The organism is Streptomyces phaeolivaceus (genome assembly GCF_009184865.1).
GTDB lineage: Bacteria > Actinomycetota > Actinomycetes > Streptomycetales > Streptomycetaceae > Streptomyces > Streptomyces phaeolivaceus.
Window position 1 is genome coordinate 2,075,140 of record NZ_CP045096.1, and the last position, 14,770, is coordinate 2,089,909.

Annotated in this window: 9 protein-coding genes; 1 reads left to right on the forward strand and 8 read right to left on the reverse strand. The window is 70.5% G+C overall.

Annotated features, from left to right (window positions below; all coding sequences use genetic code 11):
* Positions 1–2 precede the first annotated feature (2 nt).
* From gap to uvrC, 6 genes are all read right to left on the reverse strand, one after another.
* Positions 3–1,013 carry a type I glyceraldehyde-3-phosphate dehydrogenase gene (gene gap / locus F9278_RS09825; RefSeq protein WP_152167960.1) on the reverse strand — a complete coding sequence of 337 codons (1,011 nt, stop codon included), beginning with the start codon at positions 1,011–1,013 and terminating at the stop codon, positions 3–5.
* 269 nt (positions 1,014–1,282) lie between these two features.
* Entirely contained in the window at positions 1,283–4,237 is a 2,955-nt protein-coding gene (locus F9278_RS09830; protein ID WP_152167961.1) for a M14 family metallopeptidase, read from the reverse strand.
* A 179-nt stretch (positions 4,238–4,416) separates the two neighbouring features.
* Entirely contained in the window at positions 4,417–5,406 is a 990-nt protein-coding gene (whiA, locus tag F9278_RS09835; RefSeq protein WP_152167962.1) for a DNA-binding protein WhiA, read from the reverse strand.
* Positions 5,397–6,476: a gluconeogenesis factor YvcK family protein gene (locus F9278_RS09840; RefSeq protein WP_152167963.1), complete on the reverse strand. Its 1,080-nt coding sequence runs from the start codon at positions 6,474–6,476 to the stop codon at positions 5,397–5,399. The genes whiA and F9278_RS09840 overlap by 10 nt, the downstream gene beginning before the upstream one ends.
* On the reverse strand, positions 6,473–7,489 hold the full coding sequence (gene rapZ / locus F9278_RS09845; protein WP_152173776.1) for an RNase adapter RapZ: 1,017 nt from the start codon (positions 7,487–7,489) through the stop codon (positions 6,473–6,475). Before rapZ ends, F9278_RS09840 begins: the two co-directional genes overlap by 4 nt.
* 53 nt (positions 7,490–7,542) lie before the next feature.
* Positions 7,543–9,606, reverse strand: coding sequence for an excinuclease ABC subunit UvrC (uvrC, locus tag F9278_RS09850; RefSeq protein WP_152167964.1), 2,064 nt, complete (start codon positions 9,604–9,606; stop codon positions 7,543–7,545).
* 160 nt (positions 9,607–9,766) lie between these two features.
* Between uvrC and F9278_RS09855 the strand changes: the two genes are divergently transcribed.
* The gene (locus tag F9278_RS09855; protein WP_152166950.1) at positions 9,767–10,945 is read left to right on the forward strand and encodes an IS701 family transposase; all 1,179 of its coding nucleotides are present in this window, start codon (positions 9,767–9,769) and stop codon (positions 10,943–10,945) included.
* Between the two features lie 142 nt (positions 10,946–11,087).
* Here the strand turns inward: F9278_RS09855 and F9278_RS09860 are convergent, their stop codons facing one another.
* Together F9278_RS09860 and F9278_RS09865 are read right to left on the reverse strand one after the other, a co-directional pair.
* Entirely contained in the window at positions 11,088–11,759 is a 672-nt protein-coding gene (locus tag F9278_RS09860) for a response regulator (protein ID WP_152167965.1), read from the reverse strand.
* 308 nt (positions 11,760–12,067) lie between these two features.
* Positions 12,068–14,755: a PAS domain S-box protein gene (locus tag F9278_RS09865; protein ID WP_152173777.1), complete on the reverse strand. Its 2,688-nt coding sequence runs from the start codon at positions 14,753–14,755 to the stop codon at positions 12,068–12,070.
* Between the last annotated feature and the right edge of the window lie 15 nt (positions 14,756–14,770).

Sequence of the window (14,770 nt, forward strand, 5' to 3'; positions counted from 1 at the left end):
GGTCAGAGCTGCTCGCCGACGAAGACCGTGAGGTCGACGAGGCGGTTGGAGTAGCCCCACTCGTTGTCGTACCAGCCGAGGATCTTCACCGTGTTGCCCTCCTGGACCATGGTCAGGGAGGAGTCGAAGGTGCAGGAGGCCGGGTCGCTGACGATGTCCGAGGAGACGATCTCGTCCTCGGTGTAGGCCAGGTAGCCCTTGAGGGCGCCGTCCTCGGAGGCCTTCTTGAACGCGGCGTTGACCTCGTCCTTGGTGACCTCGCGCTGGAGCGTCACGACCAGGTCGGTGGCCGAGCCGGTCGGGACCGGGACGCGCATCGCGATGCCGTCGAGCTTGCCCTTGAGCTGCGGCAGGACCAGCGCGGTGGCCTTCGCGGCACCGGTGGTGGTCGGGATGATGTTCTCGGCGGCGGCGCGGGCGCGGCGCAGGTCCGAGTGCGGGAAGTCCAGGATGCGCTGGTCGTTGGTGTACGCGTGGACCGTCGTCATCAGACCCTTGACGATGCCGAAGTTCTCGTCGAGGACCTTCGCCATCGGCGCCACACAGTTGGTGGTGCAGGAGGCGTTGGAGATGACGTGGTGGTTCGCCGGGTCGTACTTGTCCTGGTTGACGCCCATCACGATGGTGATGTCCTCGTCCTTGGCCGGAGCCGAGATGAGGACCTTCTTGGCGCCGCCGGCGAGGTGCTTCGCGGCGTCGGCCTTCTTCGTGAAGATGCCGGTGGACTCGATGACGACGTCGACACCCAGCTCGCCCCACGGGATGTCGGCGGGGTTGCGCTCGGAGAGCACCTTGATGGTGCGGCCGTCCACGGTGATCGTGTCGGCGGTGTGCGACACCTCGGCCTTGAGACGGCCCAGGATGGTGTCGTACTTCAGGAGGTGTGCGGTGGTCGCGGTGTCACCCAGGTCGTTGACAGCCACGATCTCGATGTCCGCACCCTGCTCCAGCAGCGCGCGGAAGTAGTTACGACCGATGCGGCCAAAGCCGTTGATGCCTACGCGGATCGTCACGAACCGATCTCCTCGTTGGTACGCCGGCTCAGTGCCGGCGAGCTGTATGGGATGTCCCCGACCGCCTACGACCCTACAGCCCCGGCGCCCGGCGAGTGACATCGAGATGCCCTATACATGCCGGTGCGGTCCGTACTCGCCGGTAGGGGTACGGACCGCCCTGGTTTTGCAAGGTGATTACCTTTTGAGCGGCCCCCCGATCATCTGATTCCAGAGGTCCGGAGGGCCGCTCACGAGGGCGTTCGCCACTCGTTCGGCTCAGTCGGCGCTCACTTCCTCAGCGCCGCCAGCGCCTTGCCGAGCAGTGCCTTGCGGTCGGCCGCCCCGGGGACCTGCTCCAGACCGAAGCCCAGCAGCACGGTGTCGTCCGTGGTGACCGCGCCGTAGGTCTTGAACAGTTCACCCGACAGACCCCAGTCCTTCACGACCGCCGGGCTGCCGGCGGGCGGGCCGGGGGTGCTCCAGGCGCCGAGCGACGTCTCGAAGCCCTCGACCGCGCCGGGCGTGCCGCCGATGACGACGGCGGCGTTGTCGGCGAGGAGGCCGCGACCGCCGCTGCCGGGGTCGGTGACATAGCTGAGCGACACCTCGACGGTCTTCCCAGCGTACGCGGACAGGTCGAACTCGACCTGCTGCCAGCCGTCCGAGGCCCCGGTGAAGCTGTTCCAGGCGCCGCTGGTGCCGCTGGGCGTGCAGCCCCCCGCGCCCAGGGTCAGATACCGCTTCAGCGCCGGGTGGCCCTGGATGAAGAACCCGGCCTCGCACTCGGTGGGCACGGCGGTGGAGGTGGCGCCACCGGTGTCCGGCAGCGTCGTCCAGTCGTCCGCCCCGACCGTGTGCGCCTCCAGGAGGGCGTGGTCGTAGCCCTCCTCGGTGCTCCACAGCAGCTGGGTGCGCAGGGTCGGCTTGTCCGCCGCGGTGACCGAGGTGAGGTCGATGGTGCGGGTGAGGCGGTTCCACGCGTAGTCGGTGTGCGTGGCGGCGGCCATGGACGCGCCCTCGTAGGGGCCGTACGGATTGACGGTCCCGGGGTACTGCCCCGCGCCGGCGCTCGCGAACTGCGGGAACGTCGTGGCGGGCAGCGCGTCCGAGGTGACACCGAACGAACCGGCGGTGTTCAGCGGGTTCCCGGGCGCGTCGCCGAGCGTGCCCGAGAAGCCGTCGAGCTTGCCGAGGCCCGCGAAGGCCGTGGCGTTCGGCAGGGAGGTACGGCTGTAGGCGCCCAGGTAGTACTGGCTGAAGTCGTTCGACAGGGTGCCGCCGCCGAGGTCGACGGAGCCGCCGGCGCTCTCGCCCGCCTCGATCAGCTTGCCGCCCTCGTTGAGGTAGGCGCGCAGTTCGAGCTGGGTGGCGACGCCCGGCCGGACGGCGCCCGTGTAGTGCACGACCTGCTTGAAGTGCTCCAGTACGCCGAGCGCGTCGGGCGCGCCCTGGGTCGCGACGTCCCAGACGAGCGCCTTCTTGCCGTTGGCCTTCAACGCGTCGACGTAGGCCTGTGTCTGGGTCGCGGTCGCGCCCTCCTCGGCGAGGACGAGCGTGTCGGCCTTGGGCCGTTCGGCGATCGTGTACGTGAAGCGCTCGCTCTTGGTGGGCTTGCCCTTCTTCGTCTCACCGGTGAACCAGATCTCGACCTTGTCGCCCGGCTCGCCGTCCCGCACCTTGGCCCGGTACTCGTCGAAGTACAGGTTGTCCTCACCGCCGAACGTCTCACCGCCCTTCCAGGACTTGAGCTTCTGGTCGTACGTACGGCCGCGGCCGTTGATCCGGTAGTTCAGCTCCTTGTCGCGCACCGACTTGCGGGCGACGACGGAGATCTCCTGGTCGGCGCCGCGCGAGTACGAGGTGGTGAACTCGGCCGGGGTGAAGTCGGGGGCGTCGACGCCGACGGAGGACTTCGGCTGGTCGGGTGTGGCCGCGGACTCGGCGAGGGAGAGCGCGAACGGGATGTTCTTCTCGAACTCCTGCTGGATCAGCTTCTCGTCGTCCGGGAACGTGAAGACCGAGGCGCAGTCCTCGGGCCGCCAGGCGTCGTTCGGGTCGATGTTCGAGGCGGTCTGGCAGGTCGACATCTCGGGGGTGTAGAACGCCGCGCCGTTGACGTTGGACGCGTGGCCGTCCGCCTCGCCGTTGGTGGTGTACAGCTCCGAGGAGAGCTGGGGGTGGTAGCCGGGGATCGCGGAGTTCTCGGGCGTGCCGGCGAGGGACTTGTACAGGACGTCGTCCGGCGTCGGGCTCGCCACCTGCCAGCCGACCCCGTAGAGGAGGAGTTCGGCGGCGGAGTGGTAGTTGATGCCGTACTCGAAGCCGATGCGCTTCTCGAAGGCGTCCAGGACCTTGGTCTCGGGCTCCGAGGCGGGGCCGGCGCCGCGGTAGGTCTCGCTGGTGGGGGCCGGGGACGAACCCTCGTTGTCGTAGCCCCACTTGTAGGGGAAGTTGCGGTTGAGGTCGACGCCGTCGCCGACGGTGATGGAGCCGTCGCCGTTGACGTCCCGCAGGTTCTTGCGCCACTGGCGGTTGTCGGTGTCCGCGTGGGTGAAGTCGTAGCCGTCCGGGTTGGCGGAGAGCACGAACCACAGCTCGGTGGTGTCGACGATCTTCTTGATCCGCTTGTCCGACTTGTAGTTGTCCAGGTAGTGGTGGAGCAGCCGCCGGGTCATCTCCGGCGTGATCCACTCACGCGCGTGCTGGTTGGACAGGTACAGCACAGAGGGCTTGACGCCGTCCTTGGTCTTCTTCGCGTCCTTGGTCAGCTTGACCGCGAGGATGTCCTGTCCCCCGAGGGACTTGCCGAGGGAGACCACCTTGGTCAGGGACGGGTTCTCCTGGCCCGTGCGGAGGATCTCCTCCTTGAGGTTGCCGACGCCGCTGTAGGGCCGGTAGACCCCGTCGCCCGCGGCCGTCACCCGCGCCTCGGCCTTGCTGGTGAGCCGGTGCTCCTTCAGCTCGACGCCCTGCTCCTCCAAGGCGTCCGCCTGCTTGTCGGTCAGATAGACCTCGACCGACGCGGTGCCCTTCTCCGGTGCCTGCTCGCTGAGTTCGTGGCCGTCCTGTCCGGCGGCGAGCAGCAGCGGTATCTGCTTCTTCGTCACCTCGGCGCGGAAGACCTTGACTTCCTCGGTGTCGGAGCCGTCGTTCTCGGCCGCCTGGGCCAGTGGTGCGAGTCCCGCGCCACCGCCCAGCAGGAGCGCGCCGGCGGCGAGGATCGCTCTCGCTCTTCGTCTCATGAGCCCCCCTTGCAGTGGTTCGCCCCAGCGGCGAACAGACGCCAGGCTCATGTCAGATATGGGTCACGTCAAGGATGCCTCACAGGCCATACACGGAATTCACGCAGAAAGCCGAAGGCCGGTGCCGACAGCACCCAAATGGGCGTCGGCACCGGCGAGTTGGGCCTTTCGGGTGTCTCTCACCCCACGAGATTCTCGGCCATCTCCTCGGTGAGGCTGGCCTCGGTGCCCGGGATGCCGAGGTCCGAGGCGCGCTTGTCGGCCATGGCCAGCAGCCGTCGGATGCGGCCGGCGACGGCGTCCTTGGTGAGCGGCGGGTCGGCGAGCGCGCCCAGTTCCTCCAGGGAGGCCTGCTTGTGCTCCATGCGCAGCCGTCCGGCGGCGGCGAGGTGCTCGGGGACGTCGTCGGCGAGGATCTCCAGGGCGCGGCCCACCCGGGCGCCGGCGGCGACGGCGGCACGGGCCGAGCGGCGCAGGTTGGCGTCGTCGAAGTTGGCGAGCCGGTTGGCCGTGGCCCGGACCTCGCGGCGCATCCGCCGCTCCTCCCAGGCGAGCACGGACTCATGGGCGCCGAGCCGGGTGAGCAGCGCGCCGATCGCGTCCCCGTCCCGGACGACGACCCGGTCCACGCCCCTCACCTCGCGGGCCTTCGCCGCGATCGACAGCCGCCGGGCGGCGCCGACCAGGGCGAGGGCGGCCTCCGGTCCCGGGCAGGTCACCTCCAGGGAGGACGAGCGGCCGGGCTCGGTGAGCGAGCCATGGGCCAGGAAGGCGCCCCGCCAGGCCGCCTCGGCGTCGCAGGTGGCCCCGGAGACCACCTGGGGCGGCAGGCCGCGGATCGGGCGGCCCCGGCCGTCCACCAGGCCGGTCTGGCGGGCCAGCTGGTCACCGCCGGCGACCACCCGCACCACGTAACGGGAGCCGCGGCGCAGTCCGCCGGGTGCCATCACGATCAGTTCGGAGCTGTGGCCGAAGATCTCCAGGATGTCCCGCTTGAGTCTGCGGGCCGCCATCGCGGTGTCCAGCTCCGCCTCGATCACGATGCGGCCGCTCACCAGGTGCAGCCCGCCCGCGAACCGCAGGATCGCCGAGACCTCCGCCTTTCTGCAGCAGGTCCGGGTGACGGGTAGCCGGGAGATCTCGTCCTTCACCGCTGCCGTCATCGCCATGGGCCGATCCTTCCATGCATCCGAAAAATACGGTCGTACGCGGCGGCCAACAGCTCCGGGTCGTGCCGCGGAGATCCATCGGTCCTGGCCACGGGCGCCAGCTCGACCGCGGCACCGAACCGTTTGGCGGCGTCGGTCAGGGAATCGCGGTCGGGCACGGCGGCCTCGTCGGCCAGCACCACGTCCAGGGCGAGTTTAGGGGCGTGTCGTGCCAAAACCTCCAAATGACGCTGCGGGGAGAAGCCATCGGTTTCTCCCGGCTGCGGGGCGAGGTTCAGCGACAGCACGAGCCGGCCCTTGGTCTCGGTGAGGGCGTCGAGCAGCTCGGGCACCAGCAGATGCGGGATCACCGAGGAGAACCAGGAGCCGGGGCCGAGGACCACCCAGTCGGCGTCGCGGACCGCCGCCACTGCCTCGGGCACGGCGGGCGGGTCGTGCGGCACGACGTGCACGGACTGCACCTCGCCGGGGGTGAGCGCGACGGTCGCCTGCCCCCGGACGGTGTCCACGTCGTCCGGGCGCGCCGGATCGTGCCCCTTGACCAGGGCCTGCAGCTCCAGCGGTACGGCCGACATGGGCAGCACCCGGCCCTGGGCGCCCAGCAGCCTGCCGACCAGGTCGAGGGCCTGGACATGGTCGCCGAGCTGCTCCCACAGAGCGACGATCAGCAGATTGCCGACCGCGTGCTCGTGCAGGTCGCCCTGGGACTGGAAGCGGTGCTGGATGACCCGGGCCCAGGTCTGGCCCCAGTCGTCGTCGCCGCACAGCGCGGCCAGCGCCTTGCGCAGATCGCCGGGCGGCAGGACGCCCAGTTCGTCCCGGAGGCGTCCGCTGGAGCCCCCGTCGTCGGCCACGGTGACGACGGCGGTGAGGTCGCCGGTGATCCGGCGCAGCGCGGCGAGCGAGGCGGACAGGCCCATGCCGCCGCCGAGCGCGACGACCTTGGGCTGGGCGCCCCGGCGGCGCGGCCGGGCGCCGCGTGCCTCGGCGGGCCTGCCCTCACGGCCCTCGGGGACGACCCGGCGCAGTCTGCTGAGCCTGCTCGGCCGCGACGCGGTGGGTCCGGTCACTCGCGCCCCATGTCCCGGTGCACGACCACGGTCTCGACGCCCTGGGAGGCGAGGCGGGCGGCGAGCTTCTCGGAGGTGGCGACCGAGCGGTGCTTGCCGCCGGTGCAGCCGACCGCGATGGTCACGTACCGCTTGCCCTCGCGGCGGTAACCGGCGGCGATCATCTGGAGCAGCTCGGTGTAGCGGTCGAGGAACTCCTTGGCGCCCGGCTGGTTGAAGACGTAGGCGGAGACCTCCTCGTTGAGGCCGGTGAACGGGCGCAGCTCCGGCACCCAGTGCGGGTTGGGCAGGAAGCGCATGTCCACGACCAGGTCGGCGTCGACCGGGAGGCCGTACTTGAAGCCGAAGGACATGACGGTGGCCCGCAGCTCGGGCTCCTCCTCGCCGGCGAACTGGGCGTCCATCTTGGCCCGCAGCTCGTGCACGTTCAGGCTGGAGGTGTCGATGACCAGGTCGGCGTCGCCGCGCAGCTCGCGCAGCAGCTCCCGCTCGGCGGCGATGCCGTCGGTGATGCGGCCGTCGCCCTGGAGGGGGTGCGGGCGGCGGACCGACTCGAAGCGGCGCACGAGGGCGTCGTCGGAGGACTCCAGGAAGACGATCCGCCGGGTGACGTGCTTGGTCGCCAGGTCGGCGAGGGAGTCACGGAGGTTGTCGAAGAAGCGGCGGCCTCGGACGTCGACGACGACCGCGATCCGGGCCACGTTCCCCTGGGAGCGGGCGCCCAGCTCCACCATGGTGGGGATCAGGGCGGGTGGCAGGTTGTCGACGACGAACCAGCCGAGGTCCTCCAGACACTTGGCGGCCGTGGACCGTCCGGCGCCGGACATGCCGGAGATGATGACCAGCTCGGGGATGGCCGCCTCGGGGACCCCGGCTGTTTCGATGCCCGTACTCACGTGTGCTCCGTCTTCCTGTGGCGCTGGGTGCCGCGGGGTATCGTCGCCCGCCGCGCTGTGGGCTTCCCCGCGCTCCGCTGTGTGCTCGTGGTGCTGTTCTTCTTCTGGACGCGCCATGCGCTCCGGGAGTTCTGCGGGTTCCGGGAGTTCTGGGCGCTGTGCGTGCTCGGTCATGTCTCCTGCCCTCGCCGCCGGTCCGGGGCGCCCGCGGCCACGGGCTCCCCAGAGGGGTCCGCCGTCGTACCGGGCTCCTCTTCCTCCATGATCTCTCCAGTGGCCGTGTTCACGGCGGGGGCGGCCGGAGCCGCCTGGGCGAGGGCCGCGGCGATCGTCTCGGCCGTCTTGCGGCCTATGCCGGGAACCTCGCAGATCTGGTCGATCGTCGCGGAACGCAGCTTCTTCAGCGAACCGAAGTGCTTCAGCAGGGCCTGCTTGCGAGCCTCCCCGAGGCCGGGCACGTCGTCCAAGGGGCTCGCCCGGAAACGCTTGGCGCGTTTGGTCCGCTGGTAGGTGATCGCGAAGCGGTGGGCCTCGTCGCGGACGCGCTGGAGCAGATAGAGGCCCTCGCTGGTGCGGGGCAGGACCACCGGGTCGTCCTCGCCGGGCACCCAGACCTCCTCCAGGCGCTTGGCGAGGCCGCACACGGCGATGTCGTCGATGCCCAGCTCGTCGAGCGCCCGCCGCGCGGCGGCGACCTGCGGCTGTCCGCCGTCCACGACGACGAGCTGCGGCGGGTAGGCGAACCGCTTGGGCCGGCCGTCCTCCTCGGTGAGGGGGTTCTCGTCCTCCACCCACTCGCCGGTCTTCTCCTTCTCCGCGAGGTAGCGCCGGAAGCGGCGGGCGATGACCTCGTGCATGGAGCGGACGTCGTCCTGCCCCTCGCCGTGCCAGACCTGCGTGTCTCCGACCCGGCCCTTGATCTGGAAGCGGCGGTACTCGCTCTTGCGGGCCAGTCCGTCCTCGAAGACGACCATGGAGGCCACGACGTCGTCGCCCTGGAGGTGGGAGATGTCGTAGCACTCGATCCTGAGCGGGGCGCTGTCCAGGTCGAGGGCCTCGGCGATCTCCTCCAGCGCGCGGGAGCGGGTGGTGAGGTCGGAGGCGCGCTTGGTCTTGTGCAGCACCAGCGACTGCTGGGCGTTGCGGGCGACGGTCTCCATGAGCGCCTTCTTGTCGCCGCGCTGCGGGATGCGCAAGGAGACGTTGGCGCCGCGCCGCCCGGTGAGCCACTCCTGGACGGGCCCCACGGGGTCGGGCAGCGCGGGGACGAGGACCTCCTTGGGCACGGAGTCGCCGGTCTCCTCGCCGTACAGCTGCTGCAGGGCGTGTTCGACGAGGTCACCGGTGGTGACGGCCTCGACCTTGTCGGTGACCCAGCCGCGCTGGCCGCGCACGCGTCCGCCGCGTACGTGGAAGATCTGGACGGCCGCCTCCAGCTCGTCCTCGGCGAGGGCGATCAGATCGGCGTCGGTCGCGTCGGCGAGCACGACCGCGTTCTTCTCCATGGCCTTCTTCAGGGCCTCGATGTCGTCGCGCAGCCGGGCGGCCCGCTCGTACTCCATCTCCTCGGCCGCGTCCGTCATCCGTTTTTCGAGGCGGCGGATGTAGGTGCCCGTGCGGCCGGCCATGAAGTCGCTGAACTCGTCGGCCAGTTCGCGGTGGTCCTCTTCGGAGATCCGCTCGACGCAGGGGGCCGAGCACTTGCCGATGTAGCCGAGCAGACAGGGCCGCCCGGTGCGGGACGCGTTCTTGAAGACGCCGGCGGAGCAGGTGCGTACGGGGAAGACGCGCAGCAGCAGATCGACCGTGTCCCGGATCGCCCACGCGTGCGCGTACGGCCCGAAGTAGCGCACGCCCTTCTTCTTGTGACCGCGCATCACCTGCACGCGCGGGTACCGCTCGTTCATCGTGACCGCGAGGTACGGATAGCTCTTGTCGTCGCGGTACTTGACGTTGAACCGGGGGTCGAACTCCTTGATCCAGGAGTACTCCAGCTGAAGCGCCTCGACCTCCGTGGACACCACGGTCCACTCCACGGAGGCAGCTGTGGTGACCATCGTGCGGGTGCGCGGGTGGAGACCGGTCAGGTCCTGGAAGTAGTTGGCCAGGCGCTGACGCAGGCTCTTCGCCTTCCCGACGTAGATCACCCGACGGTGCTCGTCACGGAACTTGTACACCCCGGGAGAGTCCGGGATCTGCCCCGGACTGGGGCGGTAGCTGGAGGGATCGGCCATGCTTCACACCCTACTGGCGGGGAGTGACAGCGCGGGGGCCCCTGTGGACAGACCGGCCCACCCTCGTCGAACGACCGTTCTCCTCGGGCTCTAGTACTGCAACCGCATCTGGCGTGACGGATGGTCGGCGGTCTCGTTGGTATGACTGTGTGCTGATGCGCTGACGGTTGAGCAGGTCGAGTCGTGGTCCGAGGGGGTGGCCGGGCTCCATGCCCGGTTCGCCCACCGTTTCGGCAGGTCGGAGCCCCGCGAGCGGGCGCTGGACTACCTGAACGGACTCGTCGCGCCGCTGGAGAAGAAGAACGGGTGGACGCTGTCCGAGCAGGTCGGGCAGCTCCGCCCGGACGGCGTCCAGCGCCTGCTCAACCACTCCGACTGGGACGAGAACGCGGTCCGCGACGATGTGCGCGACTTCGTCGTGGAGACCATCGGAGCCAAGAACGCGGTCCTGATCTGCGACGACACCGGTTTCCTGAAGAAGGGCACCAAGTCCGCCGGAGTCCAGCGGCAGTACACAGGTACCGCCGGCCGCACGGAGAACTGCCAGATCGGGACCTTCCTGGCCTACGCCTCCGCCAGGGGGCGGGCATTGATCGACCGTGAGCTCTACATCCCCGTTTCCTGGACGGATGACCGTGAGCGCTGCCGCGCAGCCGGGATCGACGACGAGATCCCCTTCGCGACCAAGAATGAGCACTGCAAGTGGATGCTGCAACGTGCCGTCGACGCAGGCATCCCGTTCGCGTGGGTCACCGCTGACGAGGCATACGGGCAGGTCAAGCACCTGCGGGTATGGCTGGAGGAACGCAGGATCGCGCACGTACTGGCCACCAAGGTCAACGACACCGTGACCACGGCGGACGGCGGCGACGCCAGGGTGGACCAGTTGGTCGCCGCCCTGCCCAGGCAAGCGTGGAAGCGGGTTTCCGGGGGCCAGGGCGCGCACGGCGAACGGATCTACGACTGGGCCCGCGTCGCCATCCGCCCGTACTGGGAGAACGGCTTCGGGCACTGGGTTCTGGCCCGCCGCAGCATCAGCGACCCCACCGAGATCGCCTACTACGTCTGCTACGGATCGGTGGCCTCCCGGCTGAAAGACCTGGTCAAGGTAGCCGCCGCGAGGTGGGCGGTGGAGGAGTGCTTCCAGACCGCCAAGGGCGAGTGCGGCCTGGACCACTACCAGGTGAGGCTCTACCGGGCCTGGTACCGCCACATCACCCTGGCCATGGCCGCCCTCGCCTACCTGACCGCCGTCCGCGCCGCAGAAGCCGCAAAAGGGGCGGAGCGGACGACGAGCAAGACCTCATACCCCTCAGCGTCCCGGAGATCCGCCGACTGATCGGCCACATCATCGTCACGCCCCGCCACCACAGCAACGACCATCATCTGCACTGGTCACGCTTCCGACGACGCAGCCAGGCCCGTGCCCGCCGCTCCCACTACAAACGCCGAGGCCACAACCCGCAGATGCGGTTGCAGTACTAGCGCGTCTCCAGGAACGTCAGCACGGCCAGGACCCGCCGGTGGTCGTCCGGCTCCTCGGGCAGCCGCAGCTTCCCCAGGATGCTCCGCACATGCTTCTCGACCGTGCCCTCGGTGACCCAGAGCCGCCGGCCGATCCCCGAATTGGACCGCCCCTCGGCCATGAGCCCGAGAACCTCCCGCTCCCGGTTGCTGAGCATCGACAGCGGGTCGTCGCGTCTCTGCGCGGCCACCAGTTCCTGCACCAGCGACGGGTCCACCACCGACCCGCCTCGGCGGATGCGGTCCAGGGTCTCCAGGAACTCGTCCACGACGGTGATCCGGCTCTTCAGCAGATAGCCGATGGCACGGCCCCCCGCCAGCAGCTCCAACGCGTCCTCGACCTCGACGAACGCCGACAGCACGAGGATCCCGACCGAGGGATACCGCTCCCGGATCACTCCGGCGGCCTTCAGCCCCTCCGTGGACTGTGTCGGCGGCATCCTGATGTCGACGATCGCGATGTCCGGAAGCTGTGTCTCCACCAGCTCCATGAGGCCGCCGGCGTCACCGGCCTGCCCCACCACCTCGTAGCCGACGCGCTCGCAGAGGCTCGCCAACCCCTCCCGCAGGAGCACGTCGTCGTCCGCCAGCACCACCCGTCCGCGCAGCGGACGCTGATCGGCCTCCATGGTCTCGGTCTCCCCCTTGCCCGACCTGTCCCGTTCGTCCCAACAGCCTGCCTGAACATGGGTCTTACGGCTAGCCGGAAGCCTAGTTGGGGGCGGGCCGTGAAGACACCTGAACGTTTGCCCGCAATGCTCGAAGAAGTGCGGCCGCAGGGGAATCGACGCCTCTGACGGGAGACGGCGAGACCTCCGGCTGCCCGAGAGCCGGACGGCCGTCTCCGCCGTCCGATTCGACCGCCCGGAACGTGCGCCCCGTACCGGGACCCGGACTCCCCCCTTTGAACGGGTCCCACCGCGTACGCTTCGGGCGGTCACGCACACGGCGGGACGGCCGCCGCGGCCTCCCCGGGCGGTGTCAGCGGCAGCCGCACCCGCAGGGTCGTACCGCTCCCCGGCGGGCTGGTGATCGTCAACCTGCCGCCGATCGCTTCCACCCGGTCGATGAGCCCGATGAGCCCCGATCCCTTGTCGGGTTCCGCTCCCCCGACCCCGTCGTCGCGGATGACCAGCTCCAGTACGCCCGAGCGTTCCTCGGCGGCCACGGTCACGACGCTCGCGCGCGCGTGCTTGACGGCGTTGGTGAGGCTCTCGGAAGTGACGTAGTACGCGGCCACCTCGACCTGTTCCGGGAGGCGGGCGCCCGCGAGGGCGAGGTCGAGTTCCATGGGGATGGCGGAGCGGCGGGCCAGAGCGCGCAGAGCGGGGCCCAGGCCGCCCCGGGAGAGGACGGACGGATGGATGCCCCGGGCCACCTGGAGCAGGTCCTGGAAGGTGTCGTCGAGGCCCTTGGCCAGCTGGTCCAGCTGCTGCGCGAGCTCCGAGGAACGGTCCTCCACCAGGGTCTCCGCCATCCGCAGCTCCAGCTGGAGGGAGACCAGGCGCTGCTGGACGCCGTCGTGCAGATCGCGTTCGATACGGCGCCGGGAGGCGTCCCCGGCGGCGACCACACGCGCGCGTGAGGCGGTCAGCTGGGCGCGGCTGTCGGCGTTGGCGATCGCGGTGGCGATCAGTTCGGTGAAGTCGGCGAGCCGGGACTCGGTGCCCCCGGGCAGCGGGTCGAGGAGCGAGGCCGCCACGACGACCCCCCAGAGCCGGCCCTCGACGACGATGGGGGCGCCCACGGAGGTGCCCGAGCGGGTGGCGCACCGGGTGCGGGCGACCTCGTCGACGGTCCTCCGGGTAGCCTCGCGGCGGGTCGTGCGGGCGGCCTCGGCGCCCGTGTCCACGCGCGCGGGCGCCTCGCCGAGGACCTTGACGCTGCCGTCGGGCTCGTACCGCAGCACGGTCGCGGCCGTGTCCAGCAGGGACGCCACCTCCTCGGCGACCTTCCCGAACACGTCGGCCGGCGGCACACCGCGCGCGACGGCGGTGGCGACCCGGCGCAGCGCGGTCTGTTCGCGCGCGGCCCGGCGGCTCTCGGTGACGTCGCGGGCGGCGGCGTAGATGAGGCCCTCCTCGGGGACGGACCGGGCGCTCCACTGCAGCCAGCACTCGCTGCCGTCGACGCGGACGTACCGGTTCTCGAACTCGGCGACCTCGGCGCCGCCCGCGAGGCGTGCCACGGCGTCGCGGGTTCGGTCCCGGTCCTCCTCGTGGACGAAGTCGAGGAGCGGCCGGGCGGTCAGGGTCTCGATCGGATAGCCCAGGGTGCGTTCGAAGGCCGGGTTGACGCGTTTGAAGAAGCCGTCGACGCCGCTGATGCAGAGCAGGTCCAGGGAGAGGTTGAAGATGCCCTCCAGTTCCTGTTCGGCCCGTCTGCGCCGGCCGTGGGCCGCGGCGAAGGAGGCCATCGTGCCGTTCATGCCGCCGAGCAGCTGGGCCCAGGTGCCGTCGAAGGAGTCGACGTCGGCCCGGTGTCCGAGCCGGCCCGCGTCGATCGCCGTGTTCATGTCCCGGATCTCCCCGGCCAGCCGCTCGCTGGTCACCCGCAGCTCGCGGAAGGTGTCGGCGACGTCGCCGAGTTCGTCGCGCCCCGCGTAGCGGATGTCATAGGAGAGGTCGCCGTCCGACAGGGCGCGGGCGCCCTCGGAGACCTGTCCGAGGGGGCGGGTGATGGAGTGGCGCAGGGCCAGCGCGAGGAGGGTGACGAGGGCGAGGACGGCGAGGGAGACGCCCAGTTCGGTGAAGGCGCGGGCGCGGGTGGCGCGCAGATCGCGGTGGGCGGTGGCGTCGAGTTCACGGGCGGCCCGGTCCTGGATGCCGTGCAGGGTGTCGACGTAGCGCTCGGAGTCGGACAGCCAGGTGCCGTACGAGGGCCAGTCGGCGGGCCGGGGGTCGGTGTCGGCGAGCAGGTCCCGGACTTTGCGGACCTCGCGTCCGGGAACCTCGAAGATCGCGGCGTGCAGTTCGGCCTGCAGTTCGTCCGAGGCGGTCTGCTGGAACGCTCTGAGCTGTGCCTTCTCCAGTTCGGTCCAGCGGCCCGCGGCGGCCGTGGCATGTCCCTCGCCCGGTGAGTGGAAGAGGATGGCGAGTTCGGCCCGTTCGCTCTCGGTGGCGGCGACGGCCCGCAGCATCGCCATGTGGGCGTCGGCCGCGCGCCCCGAGGCCCTGGAGGGGCGCCCGGATTCGAGGGCGGCGACGGCGTCGAGGACCTTGTTCTCGATGACCTCGTACCGCTGGGTCACGGCCCGCGCGTCCAGCGAGCCGGTGCCCGTCTGGACCCGCAGCGCGTGCAGTTGACGGCGTACGGCGTCGAGGACCCCGGCGACATCGGTCCCCGGCCGCCGGTCGACGGCTTCCCCGAAGGCCCGCCGCAGCGCGCGGTCGGTGATCCGCTGGGCCTCCGACCGGCCGCGCAGGGTGTCGGGTTCGGCGCTGAGCCGGGCCTCGACCGCGGCGATCCGCTCACGGGCGACGGCGTCCGAGACCTCGCTGGTCGTGAACGCCACCTCGATCGCGGTGTCGAAGTCGCGCAGGGTCCGTGCCTCCTCCCACTGGGTCACGGCGGCGAACGCGGTGAAGGCCAGCAGGACGGTGACCGGCAGCAGGACGAGCAGCATCAGCTTGGGGCCGAC

Bases quoted from the DNA above. Each gene is read 5' to 3' on its own strand.
- F9278_RS09830 (WP_152167961.1), bottom strand. From the start codon at position 4,237: ATGAGACGAAGAGCGAGAGCGATCCTCGCCGCCGGCGCGCTCCTGCTG.
- whiA (WP_152167962.1), bottom strand. From the start codon at position 5,406: ATGGCGATGACGGCAGCGGTGAAGGACGAGATCTCCCGGCTACCCGTC.
- rapZ (WP_152173776.1), bottom strand. From the start codon at position 7,489: ATGGCGCGTCCAGAAGAAGAACAGCACCACGAGCACACAGCGGAGCGC.
- uvrC (WP_152167964.1), bottom strand. From the start codon at position 9,606: ATGGCCGATCCCTCCAGCTACCGCCCCAGTCCGGGGCAGATCCCGGAC.
- F9278_RS09860 (WP_152167965.1), bottom strand. From the start codon at position 11,759: ATGGAGGCCGATCAGCGTCCGCTGCGCGGACGGGTGGTGCTGGCGGAC.
- F9278_RS09865 (WP_152173777.1), bottom strand. From the start codon at position 14,755: ATGCTGCTCGTCCTGCTGCCGGTCACCGTCCTGCTGGCCTTCACCGCG.